The following is a 15255-nucleotide window of genomic DNA, read 5'->3' as shown; positions in this document are numbered from 1 at the left end:
CGGGCGTTCCCGGCGACGACGTCGGCAGCGGAGCAAGCTCCGCTCTACGTCGATGAGCCGATCACGAAGTCGTCCGCCGGCCATCAGGCATCGACATCGCGACCGCTGTCTTCCATCGTTTTCAACCGCTCGGTCACCAGATCAATGAACGCCGAGACGGCCAGGGGCAGATGCCGCCCGCTCGGATAGAGCACGTGCAGGCCATGGCCGGTGCGCCGGTACTGCGGTAGCACCGGCACCAGCAGGCCCGCTTGCAGGTCTTGCCTGGCGATCGCATGGGGAAGCAGCGTGATGCCCAATCCCGCCACCGTTGCCTTGCGCAGCGCCTGCGCGGTGTTGCCGCTGAAGCGTGCAGCGACCTGTATCCTGTCGCTAGCGGCCGACCTGGCTGCCTACAGCCAGGCGCAGGGCCGGATCACGGTGGCCTGGGGGCGACAACACCGGCGAAAGCCGGCGTTGTCATTTCCAGGGACGTGCCGGCGGCAGAGGCGCTCCGCGAAGGACAGCGACCACTTGCGGCCATGTATCCAATCGGATACGATTCCGCAATGGTCGACGTGAAGCAAACGGAAGTGTTCACCGACTGGCTTGCCGCACTGGCAGACCGCAAGGCCGCGGGTATCATCGCGGCGCGAATCATCCGCGTTCGTCTCGGCCTCAAGGGGGACGTGAAGTCGGTCGGCGGCAAGGTCAGCGAACTGCGCGTCGATTTTGGCCCGGGCTATCGCGTGTACTTCACGCAAAAGGGAGCCGAATTGATCATCCTGCTTTGCGGTGGCGACAAGTCCTCCCAGGCCGGTGACATCAAGCGGGCACAGGAAATGGTGGCCAGCCTCCAATAGTCGGAACGACCCGACCCAGACACTCGACAACCCGACAACTCGTTCATTCGATAACCCGACAACTCCAGGTGCCGGTCAGCCGGCAAAATTCTCGATGAAGAAGCTCACTCTGACGCCGTTCGACGCGGCTGAAGTTCTCGATACCGACGATGCGATCGCGGCATTCCTCGAAGACGCCATGGACTCCGGCAACAGCGCCGTGTTCCAGGAAGCGTTGGGCACCGCCGCTCGGGCTCGCGGAATGGCGGAAGTCGCAAAAGCGGCGGGACTTGGCCGCGAAAGCCTCTACAAAGCGCTCCGGCCCGATGCGCATCCGCGCTTCGACACGGTGCAGCGGGTCACAAGCGCGCTCGGCGTGAGAATCGCGTTTACAGCGTCAGGCGCGAAGCACAAGAATCGCCCGCCCGCCCGCGAGCGCAAGCCCGCGCGTCGTCGCACAGGCAAGCCGCAACCGACGTCGGCGCCGGCCTGAAGCCGGCCGCCGGCGTGCTCGCTCCACGATGCCGCGCTGCGCGCGGGTATCATCGCCCACCATGCGAGATGCGGAGGGCGGCTCGCATGAAATCCGGTCCCGGCGCCATCGTTGCGGTCGCGCTGTGCATGGCAGTTCCAGCGTGTAGCCAGGTTCCCGCGCGCACGACCTGGCAGACCGCTATCGCGTGGAGCCGTGGATCCAGCCGGCCGGGGACGTCTCGTGCTCGATCCGCGATGTGCTGGTGTACGGCCAGGCGCACATCCGGTGCGAAGACGGCGCGCAAACGCTGCTCGCGCAGGCCAACTGGCACAAACTGCACGACGCGCCCACAGGGTCCTACGCGCTGGGCTGGAACGTCCACCCGTGAGGATTCGCCCGCCTGCGTTCGGCGGAAACGTTCGTCGCCAGCCTGGTGATCTCGCCCGAGCAGCTGCGAGCGAACCCTGCATCGATGCGCGGCGAGAGAGTGCGCCCATTCGTACTCGCTGCGCGGATGCCGCACGCACCAGGTCGACGATGCGATAGCCCCCCTCATAGATGAGCAGCGGAAGCAGCCAGCTCAGCCAGAGCAATGTCGTAATCGTTGCCGGCGACGGCATCGGTTCCATCGCGATCTGCGCCTGAAGCAATATCCGGAAGGTGATCGGAGAGAGCGTCACGAAATAGTTACGGATCATCCAGCGCCGGTGCGGCCACACCCGGCCGCGACGGATCGCGATCAGCGCGACCAGTCGTGGCGCCGTCGGCGATGGACTCGATGTAGTCGATGATCGCTTGGGCCTTGCCCGCCCGGACCAGCGCATCCGGTGTCTGGTAGTCGAAGTCCGGCAGTGGCTCGTTCATGAACCAGAAGATCGCCCGGGTGCGGTCGCCGCCGGCCGCATCCTCGGCCGCGGCCAGCACGCGCAGCACCTCGCGGAGATAGTGCTGCAGGCTCTCGTTCTGCGGCCGGGCCGCAGGCGTGTTGCGGCTGACGCGGGCGCGCTCCGCCAGGCTCTCGATCTGAAGACCCAGGGCCTCGCCGATCCGGTGCGGCGACAGGTAGGGTCGGCCGGGCTCCCGGAAGGCTTCGGCAAGACTGCCCTGGGGGGCCATGACGGCGTTCAAGTGCTCGGTTCCGGTGGAGCAGTGTACGATTGGGCACGAAAACAATAGCTCGCTGGTGGCCAATTCTTTACTCGGGTGGAGGCCGCCCGCCGTCGGACATCGCGCTACGGCTTCCAACCGCGCTGTCGCGGCAGAACGCCGCCTCGCCAGGTCCGCTCAAGGCAGGACCGCGACATTAAGCCCCGGCACTCGCCGGAACGCGGCGTCCCCGGTCAACAGCAGATGGTCGGGCCCCAGCTGCAGGCAACTGGCGGCCTGCAGGGCGTCCGGTGTGCGAAGCCCATGGCGCGCGCGGATGACGGCAGCCAATTCCACGACGTCACGGTTCAATTCCACCCATACGAGATCCGGCCGGGCGAAAAAGGCATCGAACGAGGCCAGCGCGGCCGCATCGTTGCGCTTCATCGGCCCCACGCGGCATTCCAGCCAGGAGAGGCGGCTGACGGCGGCATCGAGATCCGGATGCGCTTCCTCTACGCGAGCGAGCTGATCCCGCACCCGCCCTGCGAACGGCTCGCTGCCCTCGATGAGATAGATCAGGGCGTTCGCATCGAAGAACGCGATCACCAGTTGCGCTCATCTGCCAACGCCGCGTCGATGTCCGCCTTGTCGCGCGTGCCGGTGGCAGGCTGCGACAGCAGCCACTGCAACGCCGTAACGCCCGGGCGGGCCTGCGGCTGCTCCCCGGTCAGGCGCAGATACTCTTCCTCGGTCAGCACCACCGCCGCAGCCCGGTTGCGCTTGAGGATCCGCACCGGCCCGCGGCGAAGCCCTTCTTCGATCGCCGCCATGCCGCGGCGCTTGATCTCGGCGGCGGTGATGGTATTGCTCATGGCGGCACCTTCAGTACTGAATGTGGAGTAAAAGTACCGTTATTGGTACTAAACAGCAATACTGACGGCCTGGCCTGGCCTGGCCTGGCCTGGCCTGGCGTGGCAATCCTGCGCGAAAGCCGGTGATCGTCATTTCCAGGCTTCAGCGCGCCTCGATCCCGCTCTCGTAGGGCGCCAGCCTGGACAGGATCTCCGCGCGGTCCGCGTACTTCGCCCTGAGCGCATCGAGCCGTGCGTCGGTGCCCGTGCAGTGCCTGTCGATGGCGGAGATCACCTCATCCATTCTTTGGCGGTCTTCCGGGTCAGGAACCTCGCCCCGGAAGTGGTCGCAAAGATCTCTTTCGGCCACGAAGCTCCGCACGTCTTCCGGCAAAGTGGGGCTGGCGACAGGCGGCGCGCTGCATGCTCCAGTGACGAGCAAACACAGGATCGAGATCGCGTGCAGGAGCAGGCTGTTCATTCTTCCGGTGGAGCGGTGCACGAATCGTGCACGATATGAGCACGAAAACAATAGCCCGCCGGTGGGCCAGTTCCCTCGGGCGGAGGCCGCCCGCCGTCGGGCATCGAGTTACGGCTTCCAACCGCGCTGTCGCGGCAGAACGCCGCCTCGCCAGGTCCGCTCAAGCCAGGACCGCGACATTAAGCCCAGGCACTCGCCGGAACGCGGCATCCCCGGTCAACAGCAGATGGTCGGGCCCCAGCTGCAGGCAACTGGCGGCCTGCAGGGCGTCCGGAGTGCGAAGCCCATGGCGCGCGCGGATGACGGCAGCCAATTCCACGACGTCACGGTTCAATTCCACCCATACGAGATCCGGCCGGGCGAAAAAGGCATCGAACGAGGCCAGCGCGGCCGCATCGTTGCGCTTCATCGGTCCCACGCGGCATTCCAGCCAGGAGAGGCGGCTGACGGCGGCACCAAGATCGGGATGCGCTTCCGATAGGCGTGCGAGTTGGTCCCGCACCCGCCATGCGAACGACTCGCTGCCCTCGATGAGATAGATCAGGGCGTTCGCGTCGAAGAACGCGATCGCCAGTTGCGCTCATCGGCCAGCGCCGCGTCGATGTCCGCTTTGTCGCGCGTGCCAGTGGCAGGCTGCGACAGCAGCCACTGCAACGCCGTAACGCCCGGGCGGGCCTGCGGCTGCTCCCCGGTGAGGCGCAGGTACTCCTCTTCGGTCAGCACCACCGCGGCAGCCCGGTTGCGCTTGAGGATCCGCACAGGACCGCGGCGAAGCCCTTCTTCGATCGCCACCATGCCGCGGCGCTTGATCTCGGCGATCGTGATGGTGTTGTTCATGGGAGAACTCCCCTCAGTGCCAAGTGTGTCCACTAGGGACGCCGAGGACGCGGCGATTTCGAAACATCCGGCTGCGTTTCCGCGGGCGTAGACGGAACGAGTTGCGACCCGAGACGGCGCGCGACCCCAACAGGGCTCAATGACATTGCAGCCGGGGCAACGGTAGGGTATAGCAGGTCCAGGCACAGGGAGCAGGAGGCGTGTGTGGCCCAGAATTTCATTGTAGTGGGCGACCGTATAGACCATGGAGGTGCGGTCGTCAGCGGATCGCCGTTCACCGATATCGACGGCAAGCCCGTGGCGCGTGTCACGGATCGCGTGGTGTGCAGCCAGCATGGTGCGACATCGATCGTGACCGGGGACGCCACGATGATCATCGACGGACAGCCGGTCGCCCGCCACGGCGACAAGACCGCCTGCGGTGCCACGCTGTTCTCCAGCCAGTTCAGGGTATTCGCTGATATCGGGACGAGTGCCGGAACACCAGCTCGAGGGCCAATGACGGCAGCGATGGCCGCGGCCGCAGTGGCCGGGACCCAGGTCGAACCGCCGGAACTGGATCTTCAGCATTTGCAGGGCGCCAGCCCGCCCACCGAGCCGAACTGGAACGTCGCCCGCGATGTCATCGTCGACTCGCACGCTGCACTGATGGCAGCCGGTGCCTACCGCGAGTACGACACCGAAGCTGAGGCAGCAAGGGAGTGGCGGCAGCACGTGTTGCCGGTTGCGGATCGTCATGGCGTGGAGGTGGGCGCGCTGATCGCGCAAACAGCCAACGGAAAGTACCGCCTCGGCGCCCCCTGGAGCAGCGGCGAGCGGGCCACCATCGAGGACATCGTGAGTCTCGCTCCAAGGTCAGCAGGTCGACTGACCGCGGCGGTCCACACCCATCCTGCGCCACACGGGTGGGGCGGCGGCGATCGGGCGTTCTCCCGCTACGACCGGCCGGGTCCGGACGGCACCGGCGGCTACGGCGGTGAAGGTGACATCCAGGCCGGCGATTTCGTCTACGGCTACTATCACGAGATCAACGTCTACATCGCGGACTCCGAGGGTCTCCACGGCTGGATCTACGACGACTACGTGAAAATCCAGCTCCAGGACCGAACCCGCGCCGTACCGCTTCGCGAAGGCTATCGGAGCTTCTGATGAAGTCGATGCTACTGCTCGTCGCGCTCGCCATTGCCGGTTGTGGCGAACGCCCGGCGCCCGCCGCCGCTGCCGGCGGGGCGCCGCCGCAGGCCGCCGAGCAGCCCGCCGCCGCGTGGAAAGAAGCGCTGGTCCTGCCGGGCAAGGAGGTGCCCGAAGAGCCGCAGAAGTGTTTCCGGGTGGGAGGAATGAGCGAACGGCTGTGCCCCTTTCAGCTCGTTGAGTTGCCCGAGATCGAGAACCGCACGCCCGTGGCTATCGATAACGGTTTCCTCGTACGCAGCGGCGACGGGTTCGCCCTCGCCAGCGCCCGGGATGGTTCCGGCACGGCGGTCCCAGTTGGGGCACTGAACGACCAGGACCTGAGCGAGCGCGATGTCTTGGCGATGGTGGGCAGACCGGTCAGCGTCTTCGGCATCTACCATCCGGAGACGGGCAGCCTCGACATCCATTCGCTGCGCTGGATTCGCGAGCCCGGCGTACCGCCGCCGGACTGGCCGCAGGCAGCCCAGCCGTCGCAGTAGGACGATTCATCACCAACGTCCTGGGCACGTTGCGCGTTTACGCAACACGAGCCAGCGCACCCAGGACACCAGCCCGACCCGCGAAGGCCCGTAACGCTCACCGCGCCTCGACCCCACTTTCGTAGGGCGCCAGCCTGGACAGGATCTCCGCGCGGTCCGCGTACTTGGCCCTCAGCGCATCTAGCCGTGCGTCGGTGCCCGTGCAGTGCCGGTCGATGGCGGAGATCACCTCATCCATTCTCTGGCTGTCTTCCGGGTCCGGGATCTCGCCCCGGAAATGGTCGCAGAGATCTCTTTCGGCCATGAAGCTTTGCACGTCTTCCGGCGAAGCGGGGCTGGCCACAGGCGGCGCACTACATGCTCCGGCGGCGAGCAAGAGCAGGATCGAGATCGTACGCAGGAGCAGGCTGTTCATCCTCATCGCCCATCATTGGACCAGGGCGGCTGATCGCGGTTGCCACCATGGATCATGATGACACTGGAGGCGGCCGGGGAGGAGCGCATTGTCGTACCGACGGACTACCGCGCTAGCTACCTCAGCGCGCTCAAGGCGTTGTCCCGCACGGAGAATCCCGAGCCGCTGGTCCGCACCCTGGACTCGCCAAGAAGTGGGTCGCCGCCTCAGCTAGAGCACGCTGGAGGACACGCGCCCGGTCCTCGACCGCTGCCATGCGTCTATGGATGCGGAGGAGGCGGAGAGCCCGGGCATCCGATTGCGGCTTTCGCGGTCGCTCCCGGAATGAGGGGTAGCTGCGCCGGCTCAAGCCGACAACCCGGCTGCCATCTAGTTGGATTGACCCTGGTACTCTTGCCACCTCAGTTGCACGCCTCGGATTCAGTGCGGTGAGCAAGACCAAACGGAAGCTGCCCGCTGCCCAGACGAACTCTAAGCAGTCCCGGCGTGCCATATCCGGCGAGCTAGCATCTCGTCCCACGGTGGTGGGGTTGTTTGCCGGCGTCGGCGGTCTCGAAGCCGGCTTTCATGAGGCCGGCTTCGAAACGTCATTGCTGTGCGAAATCGACTCGACGGCGCGCCAGGTGCTTCAGACCCGCTTCCCCGGAGCCGCCATCGAGAGCGATGTCCGAGCACTCGCCCGCTTGCCAGCCTGCACGGTACTAACGGCGGGTTTTCCGTGTCAGGACCTCAGTCAGGTGGGCCGACGACAAGGGATCACCGGTCCGAATTCCGGGTTGATCGGGGTGCTGCTGGGCTTGCTCAAGGATCGAAAGGTCGGTCCGGAATGGGTCGTTATCGAAAACGTTCCCTTCATGCTCAATCTGCACGGCGGGCTGGCTATTCGATACATCACGTCGGCTCTCGAATCGATGGGATTCGCTTGGGCTTATCGCACCGTAGATGCGCGAGCGTTCGGCTTGCCGCAGCGCCGGCGACGCGTCCTCCTGGTCGCTTCACGCGTGCATGACCCACGCCCTTCGCTGCTGGCCCAAGACGTCGGTGCACCTGAGACGAGATCACGCGGATCGCACGCGTGTGGATTCTATTGGACTGAGGGCAATACCGGGCTCGGCTGGGCAGTCAACGCGGTTCCTCCTCTCAAGGGGGGATCGGCGCTGCATATTCCGTCCCCTCCTGCCATCTGGTTCCCTCGCAGCGGGCTGATCGCAATGCCGTCCATTGAGGATGCAGAACGACTGCAGGGTTTCGATGCCGATTGGACATCTGTCTTGCAAGACGGCTCTCGCGAATCGCGGGGAAAGCGATGGCGCATGGTTGGAAACGCAGTCAGCGTCCCCATGGCAACTTGGCTCGCCGGTAGACTTGCCCGCCCCTTGAGCAAGTTTCAGGCTTCGGGCGAGACCTCCCTTCCCGAGACCGGCAGCTGGCCAAGCGCTGCGTGGTGCTATGGGCGCAAGCGCCGGGCTGCCGATGTGTCAGATTGGCCGGTGGCGATGGAACAGCTGCACTTGGCGCCATTCCTCAAACACCCGCTCCAACCGTTGTCGAAACGCGCCACGAACGGATTCCTCTCTCGATTGATGCGCAGCACTCTGAACTATGATCCTCAGTTCGCGGAAGCCCTGGCGCAGCATGCCAAGCAAGCGGAATAAATCCCTATCTGACGTTTCCGCTGCCACGAGCGAGCGCATGGCGCGAGTGGCACAACGAGACAATGCATGTGAGCGAGCACTCCGAAGCGCTTTACATAAACGAGGTTTTCGGTATCGGCTGCACAGGCCCGTAGAGGGAACCCGCCGGACTATTGACATTGCATTCGTATCGAAACGGCTCGCCGTGTTCGTGGACGGTTGCTTCTGGCACGGTTGTCCGGTTCACGGTTCGGCGCCGAAGAACAACGCAGCATGGTGGCGTCGCAAGATCGATGCCAACGTCGCACGCGATCATGACACGGCGATCCGACTCGAAGCCAGCGGGTGGCGAGTCGTTCGCGTATGGGAGCACGAATCAGTGGAGGTGGCGGCTGATCGGATATCGAGACTTCTTCGTCCGGTCAGAGGCAAGAATGCGACCTTCTCCTAGCAGTCAGACCAGCTCGCCGGAGAATACGCAGATTGTCCACGCTCTTCGCTCCAGGCGATTGCGAGAAAACTCGTGAAAGGACTGAGGATGGAATCGCTTGCCGTCGAAATCTCAGCTAGCGTGGCCCTCTGATCCGCGAAATGACGGCGCCGAGGGTCTCCTTGCAACTCAGGGGCGATGCGTTCGTACTCCGTATCGAAGATGGAGTCCACCTCGACGCCTTCTCGGCCCCATGTGCGCTCCAAGATCCGAAGCAGCGATCGTACCGATCGCGGCTTTCGGTCCCGATCCTAGTCGCTCGCCACACGGGAGGAGCCGAGTGTCGTCTTCAGCACGCATCCGCCGGCGGTGATCAGCGCCGGCGGCGAATAGAGGGCCCGCACCTCCACCGTACAGAGGGCCGCGAATAATGGCTCCAATGATTACGCCCCATCGAGGATTGCGGTACGAATGGTCCCCGCCCGTCGCGAGAAATTGAATGAATCGACCACGACTGCATCCCCGTCCAATTCCTGAATCGCTTCCAGAAGACAACCTGTGGGCTCGATGGGATCCCAAAGCGGGTGGGCAATGACCGCCCATTTCGACGCACGGTCGAACTTGACAGCGGAAACGGCCCCGGTTCGCTTAATTTGCACCCGGTTGAATTGCCGCTTGACCCGCTGAACATCGGCATCAACGAGTTGCGGCCAGGTCCTCAAGGCAGGAGCTTCGAATCGCCCATCCAGGCCGCACCGAAACGAGTCATCGTGGAGCGCGTGCAGGAAGGACAGGCCCAGGCGCCAATCGAGGAGTCCGTGGTACGGCTGATTGCGATAACGCATGAGGCATCGGTAGCACGCGTGTTCGCAAGAATGCTCATGATCGTCCCTGAGCAACTCGTTCAAGGGATACTCGGTCTGATCGCGCAGGATGGAACCGACAATGCCGTTAATCCGAGGATTCTCGACGGGCGTACCAAGTGCTACACAGAATCCGGCTCCATTGACGAGATGATCGACAATCTGGAGGACCGGCTTGGCTACGCCACCGGCGATTCGCATCACCCTGGGATCGATGACGTCGAACTCTTCCGGATCTACGTCCAATTCGAGTGCGGCTCGATTGACCAGGATGAACGTCGCTGATAGCGCAGCGGCACGCACAGCGGTCCGACTGAGTGCATCGAGAGGCTGGACGCCGTTTCCGAGGAACCTGGGGCCTACCACGCGCTCGATGCTCAATCCAAGCGGCAACGCCGCTGGAGCGAGATACAAGGCGTCGGTGGTTTTGGGGGCTGCCAACCAAGCGCGATCTATGGAGTTTGGACCCGCTCCCAAAGACGTGTAGTGCGACGGTTGACGCCGCTGCTCAATGATCTCATCAGTTATAATCTGTTGTTCCAACGTCACCGTCTTGCCAGATCGATGCAAGACTTGATCGCCGGCGGAACCACTAAATCCGACGTGACGGCCCGGTTGATCGGGATCAGGGGCGCCGCGGTTCAGCCGATAGGTGCGGATGGAGTCGGCGAACACCTCTAGATTGGAACTCGCACACTTGCGAAAGTTCAAATCACGTGCCTCGGATTGAATCGAACGATGACGTCCGCTTGGTGCATCGCTCTCGACGTTAGACAAAGGTCTAAAGTTGGTCCGAAACCCCAGCGGCTCGCGACATTCCTTGGCGCGATTCGGGATCAATTGATCGCCGCACGAGTTGCAGTCACCCACGTTCTCGGATGGCCGCGTGTCGCGTCGGAACCAAGAGCCACACCGTGGGCACTCAAGCATCCAGAACGGCTCACCGAAGGCAGCCGACCTCGGCTGCACGCGCATGTCGATCGCTGGTGATGAGAAGCGCACATCAGGCAATGGCCCAGTGAACCCTACACAGAGGTGCTCCAACTTGTCCTTGACGATTACCGAGCCCGGGGCGAACTCGTAGATCGCCAAATCCAAATCTCGGTCGATCGTATTCCATTCGGCCGGCCGTCCTGATGATCCACTAGAGCTCTTGATGCCGCAGTAGAGGTTGCGTACTCGTGTAGGCATGCCATACATGGGAAGACTGCCCTGCTCGGCCAGTGAGTGGGCGAGTCCGAGCTGCTTGGATTCCTGCCGTACGTTGATTTGGCGAACCTCCTCGAGCAGCTTGGTAGGGCTGATCCAGATGTCTTCGAAGAGCAGTGCGGACTCCTCGCACAGCAACCGAGCGAAGTCCCGCGCTTGGGTTTCGGTTGCCTGTAAGGCAACGCTCAGGCGGTCTTCCCAGCCGCCGCTGAAGTACTCATTCGTAGGCAGGAACTCGCCGTGGATGTCCGGCGGCCGCATTCCGTCTCCCTGCCACGGATCGTGTGACCCTCGAAGTAGTGCAAACGCCGCATTCAGCCATCGCTTGCGTAGGAACCGACGGGCGATGCTCGGCATTTGCTTCGTCAGAAACGGTGGCGGCGGCACGTCACCCGTTATCTTGCGCGGCTCTCGGAAGTAATAGAGGTCGTGACTCTTTGTTCGGCAGACGGTTAGGACTAGCGAAAACGCCTGTCGGCGACGCCCAGCCCGTCCCACACGCTGCTGATAATTGAAGCGCTGTGGCGGCATATTTGCTTGGAGGACGGCCTGGAGAGGGCCAATATCAATGCCCACCTCCATGGTAGTGGTGACTGCAAGGAGGTCGATTTCCTCCCGTTCTCGGTGAAAGTGAGGGTCGGATTCGAAGACGAGCTCTCCGTCGTCGTCGCGAACGGGCGCTCCATTTGCATCGCGCTTCTGGCGAAGGTCGGGGAATAGGATGCCGCGAAACTTCCGCTGCCGCACCGCGCCGTCGTCGGTTTGTCCGGTGAGCTCCTCGCAATGCAGCCGAAACTCTCCCGAGCCGGATCGGTTCAACCGCTTGGACAGGAAGTTGCTTGCAACGACCTCGGCTACTCGACCGTTTGGAGATTCAGCTAGCGGCGAGAGACAGCGTGTACATATGCCCGCACCACTGTGAAGATGGACGCGTGCGCATTTGTCGCATCTCCAGAGCGGATCGTCTTCCTTCGCTAGACGGACACGTAGGGAGGCCGTGGACAAGTATCCTCCGAGATGACCCGCTTGCGTAAATGCCTTTAGCAGATCGGCCAAATTCTGTCTTGTGTTCACACCCCATACTGCCTTGGCGAAGCGGTAGACCCGACTGCGATCCGAGACGTTGGACACGTCGTGCCAGGGCGCGGGCCGATCGAAATCCGTGCTGTTGAGTCGATACGAATCACCGAAGACGCGTGCGAAAGCGGCAGCCAGGTTGAAATCGATCTCGGAGCCGAGAGCAAATCTCGGAAGACACAGATATCCGATGCCAGCCTCCTCAAGCGAGAAGTAGGTTCTACTCAGAAGAATTTCAGTCACCAGCGATTGCATGCGGTCGACCACCTGGATGCGCGCTTGATCCAACCAAGCTTGCTCCACCACGTCGTCGCGCCAATCGATCTGCCCATCACGCCGTTCAAAAAGCTTCGGCCACTCGAATGAATGCTTGACTCCATTCACGTCCGGTCGAAAGAATCCCGCACCCGTCGGGTTCGTCGGATGTACGCCGAGCGTCACGAACGATCTAATCAATGGCTTCAGTGGTAGCCGCGTCCCCCCGGCGTATCCCAGATACGAGCTCTTCTCTTCGGGGTTTTCCAGCACGTAGCCGATGCGAATCGTTCCGTCCAGCGCATCCTGGAGCATCGGGCCGCGGGATCTCAGTTCATCACTGAGTCGCTGCTCCTCTTCCGAATCGCCCCGGTTGCCCGCCTCGTTTCGTTGAGCGCGGAGCATATCCATCGCCTCGCGCACCTGATCGGCCGTGGGCAGGTCCCGCTGTGCCCGCCGGAGTTCGTTCACCAGGACATCTCGGCGCAAGTCCTCGTGGTGCCGCTTCTCGACCTCAAGAGATGCTTTGGCCGCGTCTTGCCGGCTGTCCGAGAACGACACCAGCTTCGGTGATGGAACCACCAACTTGAGAAGATGGAACAGCTCACTGGCGAGCAGTTGCGTCGTCTTCGCGAAGCCAGTTCGGAAGTGACGAACCGGAGAGAGCCGCACGCCGCTACGCGCTTGTCGCGGTGAGTAGTCGGTCCCGCAGGCGGGGCACGAGTACGGGACGTTGCTGCCCCTATCGCGATTGCTTCGTCCGTGACGGTCCTGAGCGTTCGTTCGGGTGAACAACCAGCCAAGGACATGATCGGCCGGGAACTGCCCAGTCGGCGGGATCGGCCGCAACACCGCTGTCAAGGGATCCAATCGCTTTCTGCTCCAGCCATCGGGGGCCGATGCCGGAAGCTGCGGCTGCGGTGGGTCTGATCGATCTGTTGGCCAGAAGACCGCGTACTCGTCGAATGAAAGATCCTCGAAGCGCCGTCCGGTTGCGCCATCGGGCAGTCCATCCAACTCGGGCTCGCCGGGCAACAGCTCCAATTCCACGTCGCCCTGCTTCCGGCGCATGCCGCCAACGAAGAGCTCTCCGCAACACTCGCAGTACAGGAGCTCAAGCAACCGTGCCGGAGGGGAGGACCCGCCATCGTGTAGGCCGGTACTGATAGCGCGCTCCAGCGTGAGCCGGCCTACTTTGCGCACACCATCTCTGAAGTCTTCAGCTGCGCTCGCTCCCCGGTCCAGGGGTGTGAACAGCCCTTCAATGCTCCGGAAGAACGTATGCACTCGGAAGGATGGTGCGTCGAGTGGCACGGTCGCGGCCTCGGCTTCGAACCACTTGTGGAAAACGTCTCCGAGTCCTCGCGCGAGCAATAGCCCACGAAGGGCGGATTCATCCTTGCACTCATCACCGAAGATTCGCCGAGTCAGTTCGTCGATGGGAGTCGCCCGTGAACGACCCTCCTCCGGCGCCCAGCACGCGGCTGCGAGATGGCGCCCCGCCTCTCCGATCACCTCTCGAACGACGCTTGCGATGGGGCCGGTAGTGCTCACGCCCATGGCGTCGCCCAAGGCAGGCCATGCATTTGCCAACAGCGGCGGGGTCTCACCATCAGCCGCGCACGCCGGCTCACGCGCTCCACCTCCATGACGCGTCAGGAACTCGATGAACGGCCCGGGCTCAAGTCGCGGCCGAATGACTTTGCGTTCTGCCTCGGGCTCTCCTGCGACGATCGCATTACGCCAGTCCGCAGGAGAAGTTGCCATGTTCTTCTGTGGAGTCCAGTGGCCGAAGCTGCCGAACATGTCCCACAGATACTCCTGGCTCCTTAGGCCCTGTTCCCCGTCTACTGGCAGTGACGCGCTAGACGCTAGAATTCTCAGCTTGTGCCGATGCGCCGGACTGTCTAGCCCCAGCCGAGCCAATAGCAATCTCAGCAAGTAAGCGACTTCGGTGCCAGCTGCGCCACGCTGAAGGTGCAACTCGTCGAGCACGAGATAGAAGTAGGCGTCTTCGTTCTCTACCAGCCATCGCTTGGTCGCCTCGAAGAGTGGATCCTCGACTTCACGGTTTAGCATCGCCCCCAACATGCTCACATTGGTGATGAGGATGTCAGGTGGCTGCACTTGCATGTCCCACCGCGTCAGCATCTCCGCGCCGTCAACTGCCGGGAAGAGGAACCGGTCCTCGGCATTGAGTGTCGGCGGGACTTCGCGGCAACGCCTCTCTATCTCGCGCTGGGTGCGCTCGAAATCGATCATTTCATTGAACAATGCGCGAAGCTGTCTAGTGCGACGCTCACGGTCGTCCTCCGCAGCAATCCGTGGGTGAACGTTGAAACCGGTGACCGGGGTGGCGCTGGTGTATCGCCCAAAGAATATTCGGTTGCCTCCAATCTCTTCCGCCAGAACGCGCCTCGCCGCATCCGAATCGAGCGCCTTTCGCAGTCGAGTTAGCTGATCTTCGACAAGCGCGTTCATCGGATAGAGCAGCAGGCAGCGAACTGCAGCTGGGCGACGTTCTCCGGCGCGATGCGATACGAACGGATCTGCGCTGGGGTTCTGTTTCAACGGTCGTCTGGACTTCGGAATCGCCGTAAACGATTCATAGGGTCTACCGTTGTCGTCGTGCCACCAGGGCGTGCACAGGTAACCATTCGTTGGCGCCGACCATTGCGATGCCTCGCGCATTATCTCGGCGAACACCGGCAGCAAGAAGGACTCTGTTTTTCCCGACCCTGTGCCGGAGGTCACGATGCCGGGGCGGCCCAGTACCGTGCCTCTTGCCAGCATCTGCATCTGATGTTTGAACAAGCGCACGCTGGAGTCGTCGAACAGCCCTGCGGAGATCAATCGGATGAACGCAGATCGAACTCTTGGCTCGAAGTCCGAAAGCGCTTCGCCAGGATCGGCCGCCAGTTCACGAAGTGATGTCGTGCTCCGCACATAGCGAGGAACGGGCTCGATCAACGGTAGGGTGCACAAGGCTCCTGCCGACTCCAGCAAAGCTCGGCGCTCTTTGCTTACCGCCTCGTTACCAATTCGAAATGCCGTCTCTAGATAGGTTAGATACAACTCTCGAATCCTGAGGAAACCGCCGATAGGGTCGAACATGTCCCTGCTACCCTCCTGGTTGTGTCACATA

At 62.9% G+C, this 15255-nt stretch carries 16 protein-coding genes; 7 read left to right on the top strand and 9 right to left on the bottom strand.

Annotated elements, in window-relative coordinates; all coding sequences use genetic code 11:
- Nucleotides 1-83: 83 nt before the first annotated feature.
- Entirely contained in the window at nt 84-365 is a 282-nt protein-coding gene (locus H0E84_RS12615; protein ID WP_180679107.1) for a LysR substrate-binding domain-containing protein, read from the bottom strand.
- Nucleotides 366-548: 183 nt separating this feature from the next.
- On the opposite strand from H0E84_RS12615, the gene H0E84_RS12610 reads away from it, so the two are divergent.
- The 3 genes from H0E84_RS12610 to H0E84_RS12600 all read left to right on the top strand — a co-directional run bounded on the left by H0E84_RS12610 (nt 549) and on the right by H0E84_RS12600 (nt 1684).
- A complete protein-coding gene (locus H0E84_RS12610) occupies nt 549-842 on the top strand; it encodes a type II toxin-antitoxin system RelE/ParE family toxin (RefSeq protein WP_180679001.1) in 294 nt (97 codons plus the stop codon).
- A gap of 94 nt (nt 843-936) precedes the next feature.
- A complete protein-coding gene (locus H0E84_RS12605) occupies nt 937-1314 on the top strand; it encodes an addiction module antidote protein (protein WP_180679000.1) in 378 nt (125 codons plus the stop codon).
- A gap of 187 nt (nt 1315-1501) precedes the next feature.
- Complete coding sequence (locus tag H0E84_RS12600) at nt 1502-1684, top strand: hypothetical protein (RefSeq protein ID WP_180678946.1); 183 nt, start codon at nt 1502-1504, stop codon at nt 1682-1684.
- 299 nt (nt 1685-1983) lie between these two features.
- Here the strand turns inward: H0E84_RS12600 and H0E84_RS12595 are convergent, their stop codons facing one another.
- From H0E84_RS12595 to H0E84_RS12570, 6 genes are all read right to left on the bottom strand, one after another.
- Nucleotides 1984-2487 (bottom strand): antitoxin Xre/MbcA/ParS toxin-binding domain-containing protein, encoded by a 504-nt coding sequence (locus tag H0E84_RS12595; protein WP_219339731.1) that lies wholly within the window; start codon nt 2485-2487, stop codon nt 1984-1986.
- A gap of 93 nt (nt 2488-2580) precedes the next feature.
- Nucleotides 2581-2991, bottom strand: a complete 411-nt coding sequence (locus tag H0E84_RS12590) for a PIN domain-containing protein (RefSeq protein WP_180678999.1) — start codon at nt 2989-2991, stop codon at nt 2581-2583.
- Entirely contained in the window at nt 2988-3257 is a 270-nt protein-coding gene (locus tag H0E84_RS12585; protein ID WP_180678998.1) for a hypothetical protein, read from the bottom strand. The genes H0E84_RS12590 and H0E84_RS12585 overlap by 4 nt, the downstream gene beginning before the upstream one ends.
- 142 nt (nt 3258-3399) lie before the next feature.
- Nucleotides 3400-3717: a hypothetical protein gene (locus H0E84_RS12580; RefSeq protein WP_180678997.1), complete on the bottom strand. Its 318-nt coding sequence runs from the start codon at nt 3715-3717 to the stop codon at nt 3400-3402.
- 160 nt (nt 3718-3877) lie between these two features.
- Nucleotides 3878-4219 carry a type II toxin-antitoxin system VapC family toxin gene (locus tag H0E84_RS12575; protein WP_345776316.1) on the bottom strand — a complete coding sequence of 114 codons (342 nt, stop codon included), beginning with the start codon at nt 4217-4219 and terminating at the stop codon, nt 3878-3880.
- 38 nt (nt 4220-4257) lie between these two features.
- A complete protein-coding gene (locus tag H0E84_RS12570; RefSeq protein ID WP_180678996.1) occupies nt 4258-4554 on the bottom strand; it encodes a type II toxin-antitoxin system Phd/YefM family antitoxin in 297 nt (98 codons plus the stop codon).
- Nucleotides 4555-4758: 204 nt separating this feature from the next.
- On the opposite strand from H0E84_RS12570, the gene H0E84_RS12565 reads away from it, so the two are divergent.
- Entirely contained in the window at nt 4759-5703 is a 945-nt protein-coding gene (locus tag H0E84_RS12565) for a PAAR domain-containing protein (RefSeq protein ID WP_180678995.1), read from the top strand.
- Nucleotides 5703-6227, top strand: a complete 525-nt coding sequence (locus H0E84_RS12560; protein WP_180678994.1) for a hypothetical protein — start codon at nt 5703-5705, stop codon at nt 6225-6227. Before H0E84_RS12565 ends, H0E84_RS12560 begins: the two co-directional genes overlap by 1 nt.
- 97 nt (nt 6228-6324) lie before the next feature.
- Here H0E84_RS12560 and H0E84_RS12555 read toward each other — a convergent pair whose 3' ends face one another.
- The gene (locus tag H0E84_RS12555) at nt 6325-6642 is read right to left on the bottom strand and encodes a hypothetical protein (RefSeq protein ID WP_180678993.1); all 318 of its coding nucleotides are present in this window, start codon (nt 6640-6642) and stop codon (nt 6325-6327) included.
- Nucleotides 6643-7070: 428 nt separating this feature from the next.
- Here H0E84_RS12555 and H0E84_RS12550 point away from each other — a divergent pair, with 428 nt between their 5' ends.
- Nucleotides 7071-8297, top strand: coding sequence for a DNA cytosine methyltransferase (locus tag H0E84_RS12550; protein ID WP_219339730.1), 1227 nt, complete (start codon nt 7071-7073; stop codon nt 8295-8297).
- Complete coding sequence (locus H0E84_RS12545) at nt 8245-8727, top strand: very short patch repair endonuclease (protein WP_307774153.1); 483 nt, start codon at nt 8245-8247, stop codon at nt 8725-8727. The genes H0E84_RS12550 and H0E84_RS12545 overlap by 53 nt, the downstream gene beginning before the upstream one ends.
- Before the next feature lie 422 nt (nt 8728-9149).
- On the opposite strand, the gene H0E84_RS12540 is transcribed toward H0E84_RS12545, so the two are convergent.
- On the bottom strand, nt 9150-15224 hold the full coding sequence (locus H0E84_RS12540; protein WP_180678991.1) for a DEAD/DEAH box helicase: 6075 nt from the start codon (nt 15222-15224) through the stop codon (nt 9150-9152).
- Nucleotides 15225-15255: the final 31 nt, after the last annotated feature.

The sequence above is a fragment of the Luteimonas salinisoli genome (assembly GCF_013425525.1).
GTDB lineage: Bacteria > Pseudomonadota > Gammaproteobacteria > Xanthomonadales > Xanthomonadaceae > Luteimonas > Luteimonas salinisoli.
The sequence above is the reverse complement of the archived record's forward strand: the minus strand, read 5'-3'. Positions and strand labels throughout refer to the sequence as shown.

Bases quoted from the DNA above. Each gene is read 5' to 3' on its own strand.
- H0E84_RS12610 (WP_180679001.1), top strand. From the start codon at position 549: ATGGTCGACGTGAAGCAAACGGAAGTGTTCACCGACTGGCTTGCCGCA.
- H0E84_RS12540 (WP_180678991.1), bottom strand. From the start codon at position 15,224: ATGTTCGACCCTATCGGCGGTTTCCTCAGGATTCGAGAGTTGTATCTA.
- H0E84_RS12570 (WP_180678996.1), bottom strand. From the start codon at position 4,554: ATGAACAACACCATCACGATCGCCGAGATCAAGCGCCGCGGCATGGTG.
- H0E84_RS12555 (WP_180678993.1), bottom strand. From the start codon at position 6,642: ATGAACAGCCTGCTCCTGCGTACGATCTCGATCCTGCTCTTGCTCGCC.
- H0E84_RS12545 (WP_307774153.1), top strand. From the start codon at position 8,245: ATGATCCTCAGTTCGCGGAAGCCCTGGCGCAGCATGCCAAGCAAGCGG.
- H0E84_RS12560 (WP_180678994.1), top strand. From the start codon at position 5,703: ATGAAGTCGATGCTACTGCTCGTCGCGCTCGCCATTGCCGGTTGTGGC.
- H0E84_RS12585 (WP_180678998.1), bottom strand. From the start codon at position 3,257: ATGAGCAATACCATCACCGCCGCCGAGATCAAGCGCCGCGGCATGGCG.
- H0E84_RS12580 (WP_180678997.1), bottom strand. From the start codon at position 3,717: ATGAACAGCCTGCTCCTGCACGCGATCTCGATCCTGTGTTTGCTCGTC.
- H0E84_RS12605 (WP_180679000.1), top strand. From the start codon at position 937: ATGAAGAAGCTCACTCTGACGCCGTTCGACGCGGCTGAAGTTCTCGAT.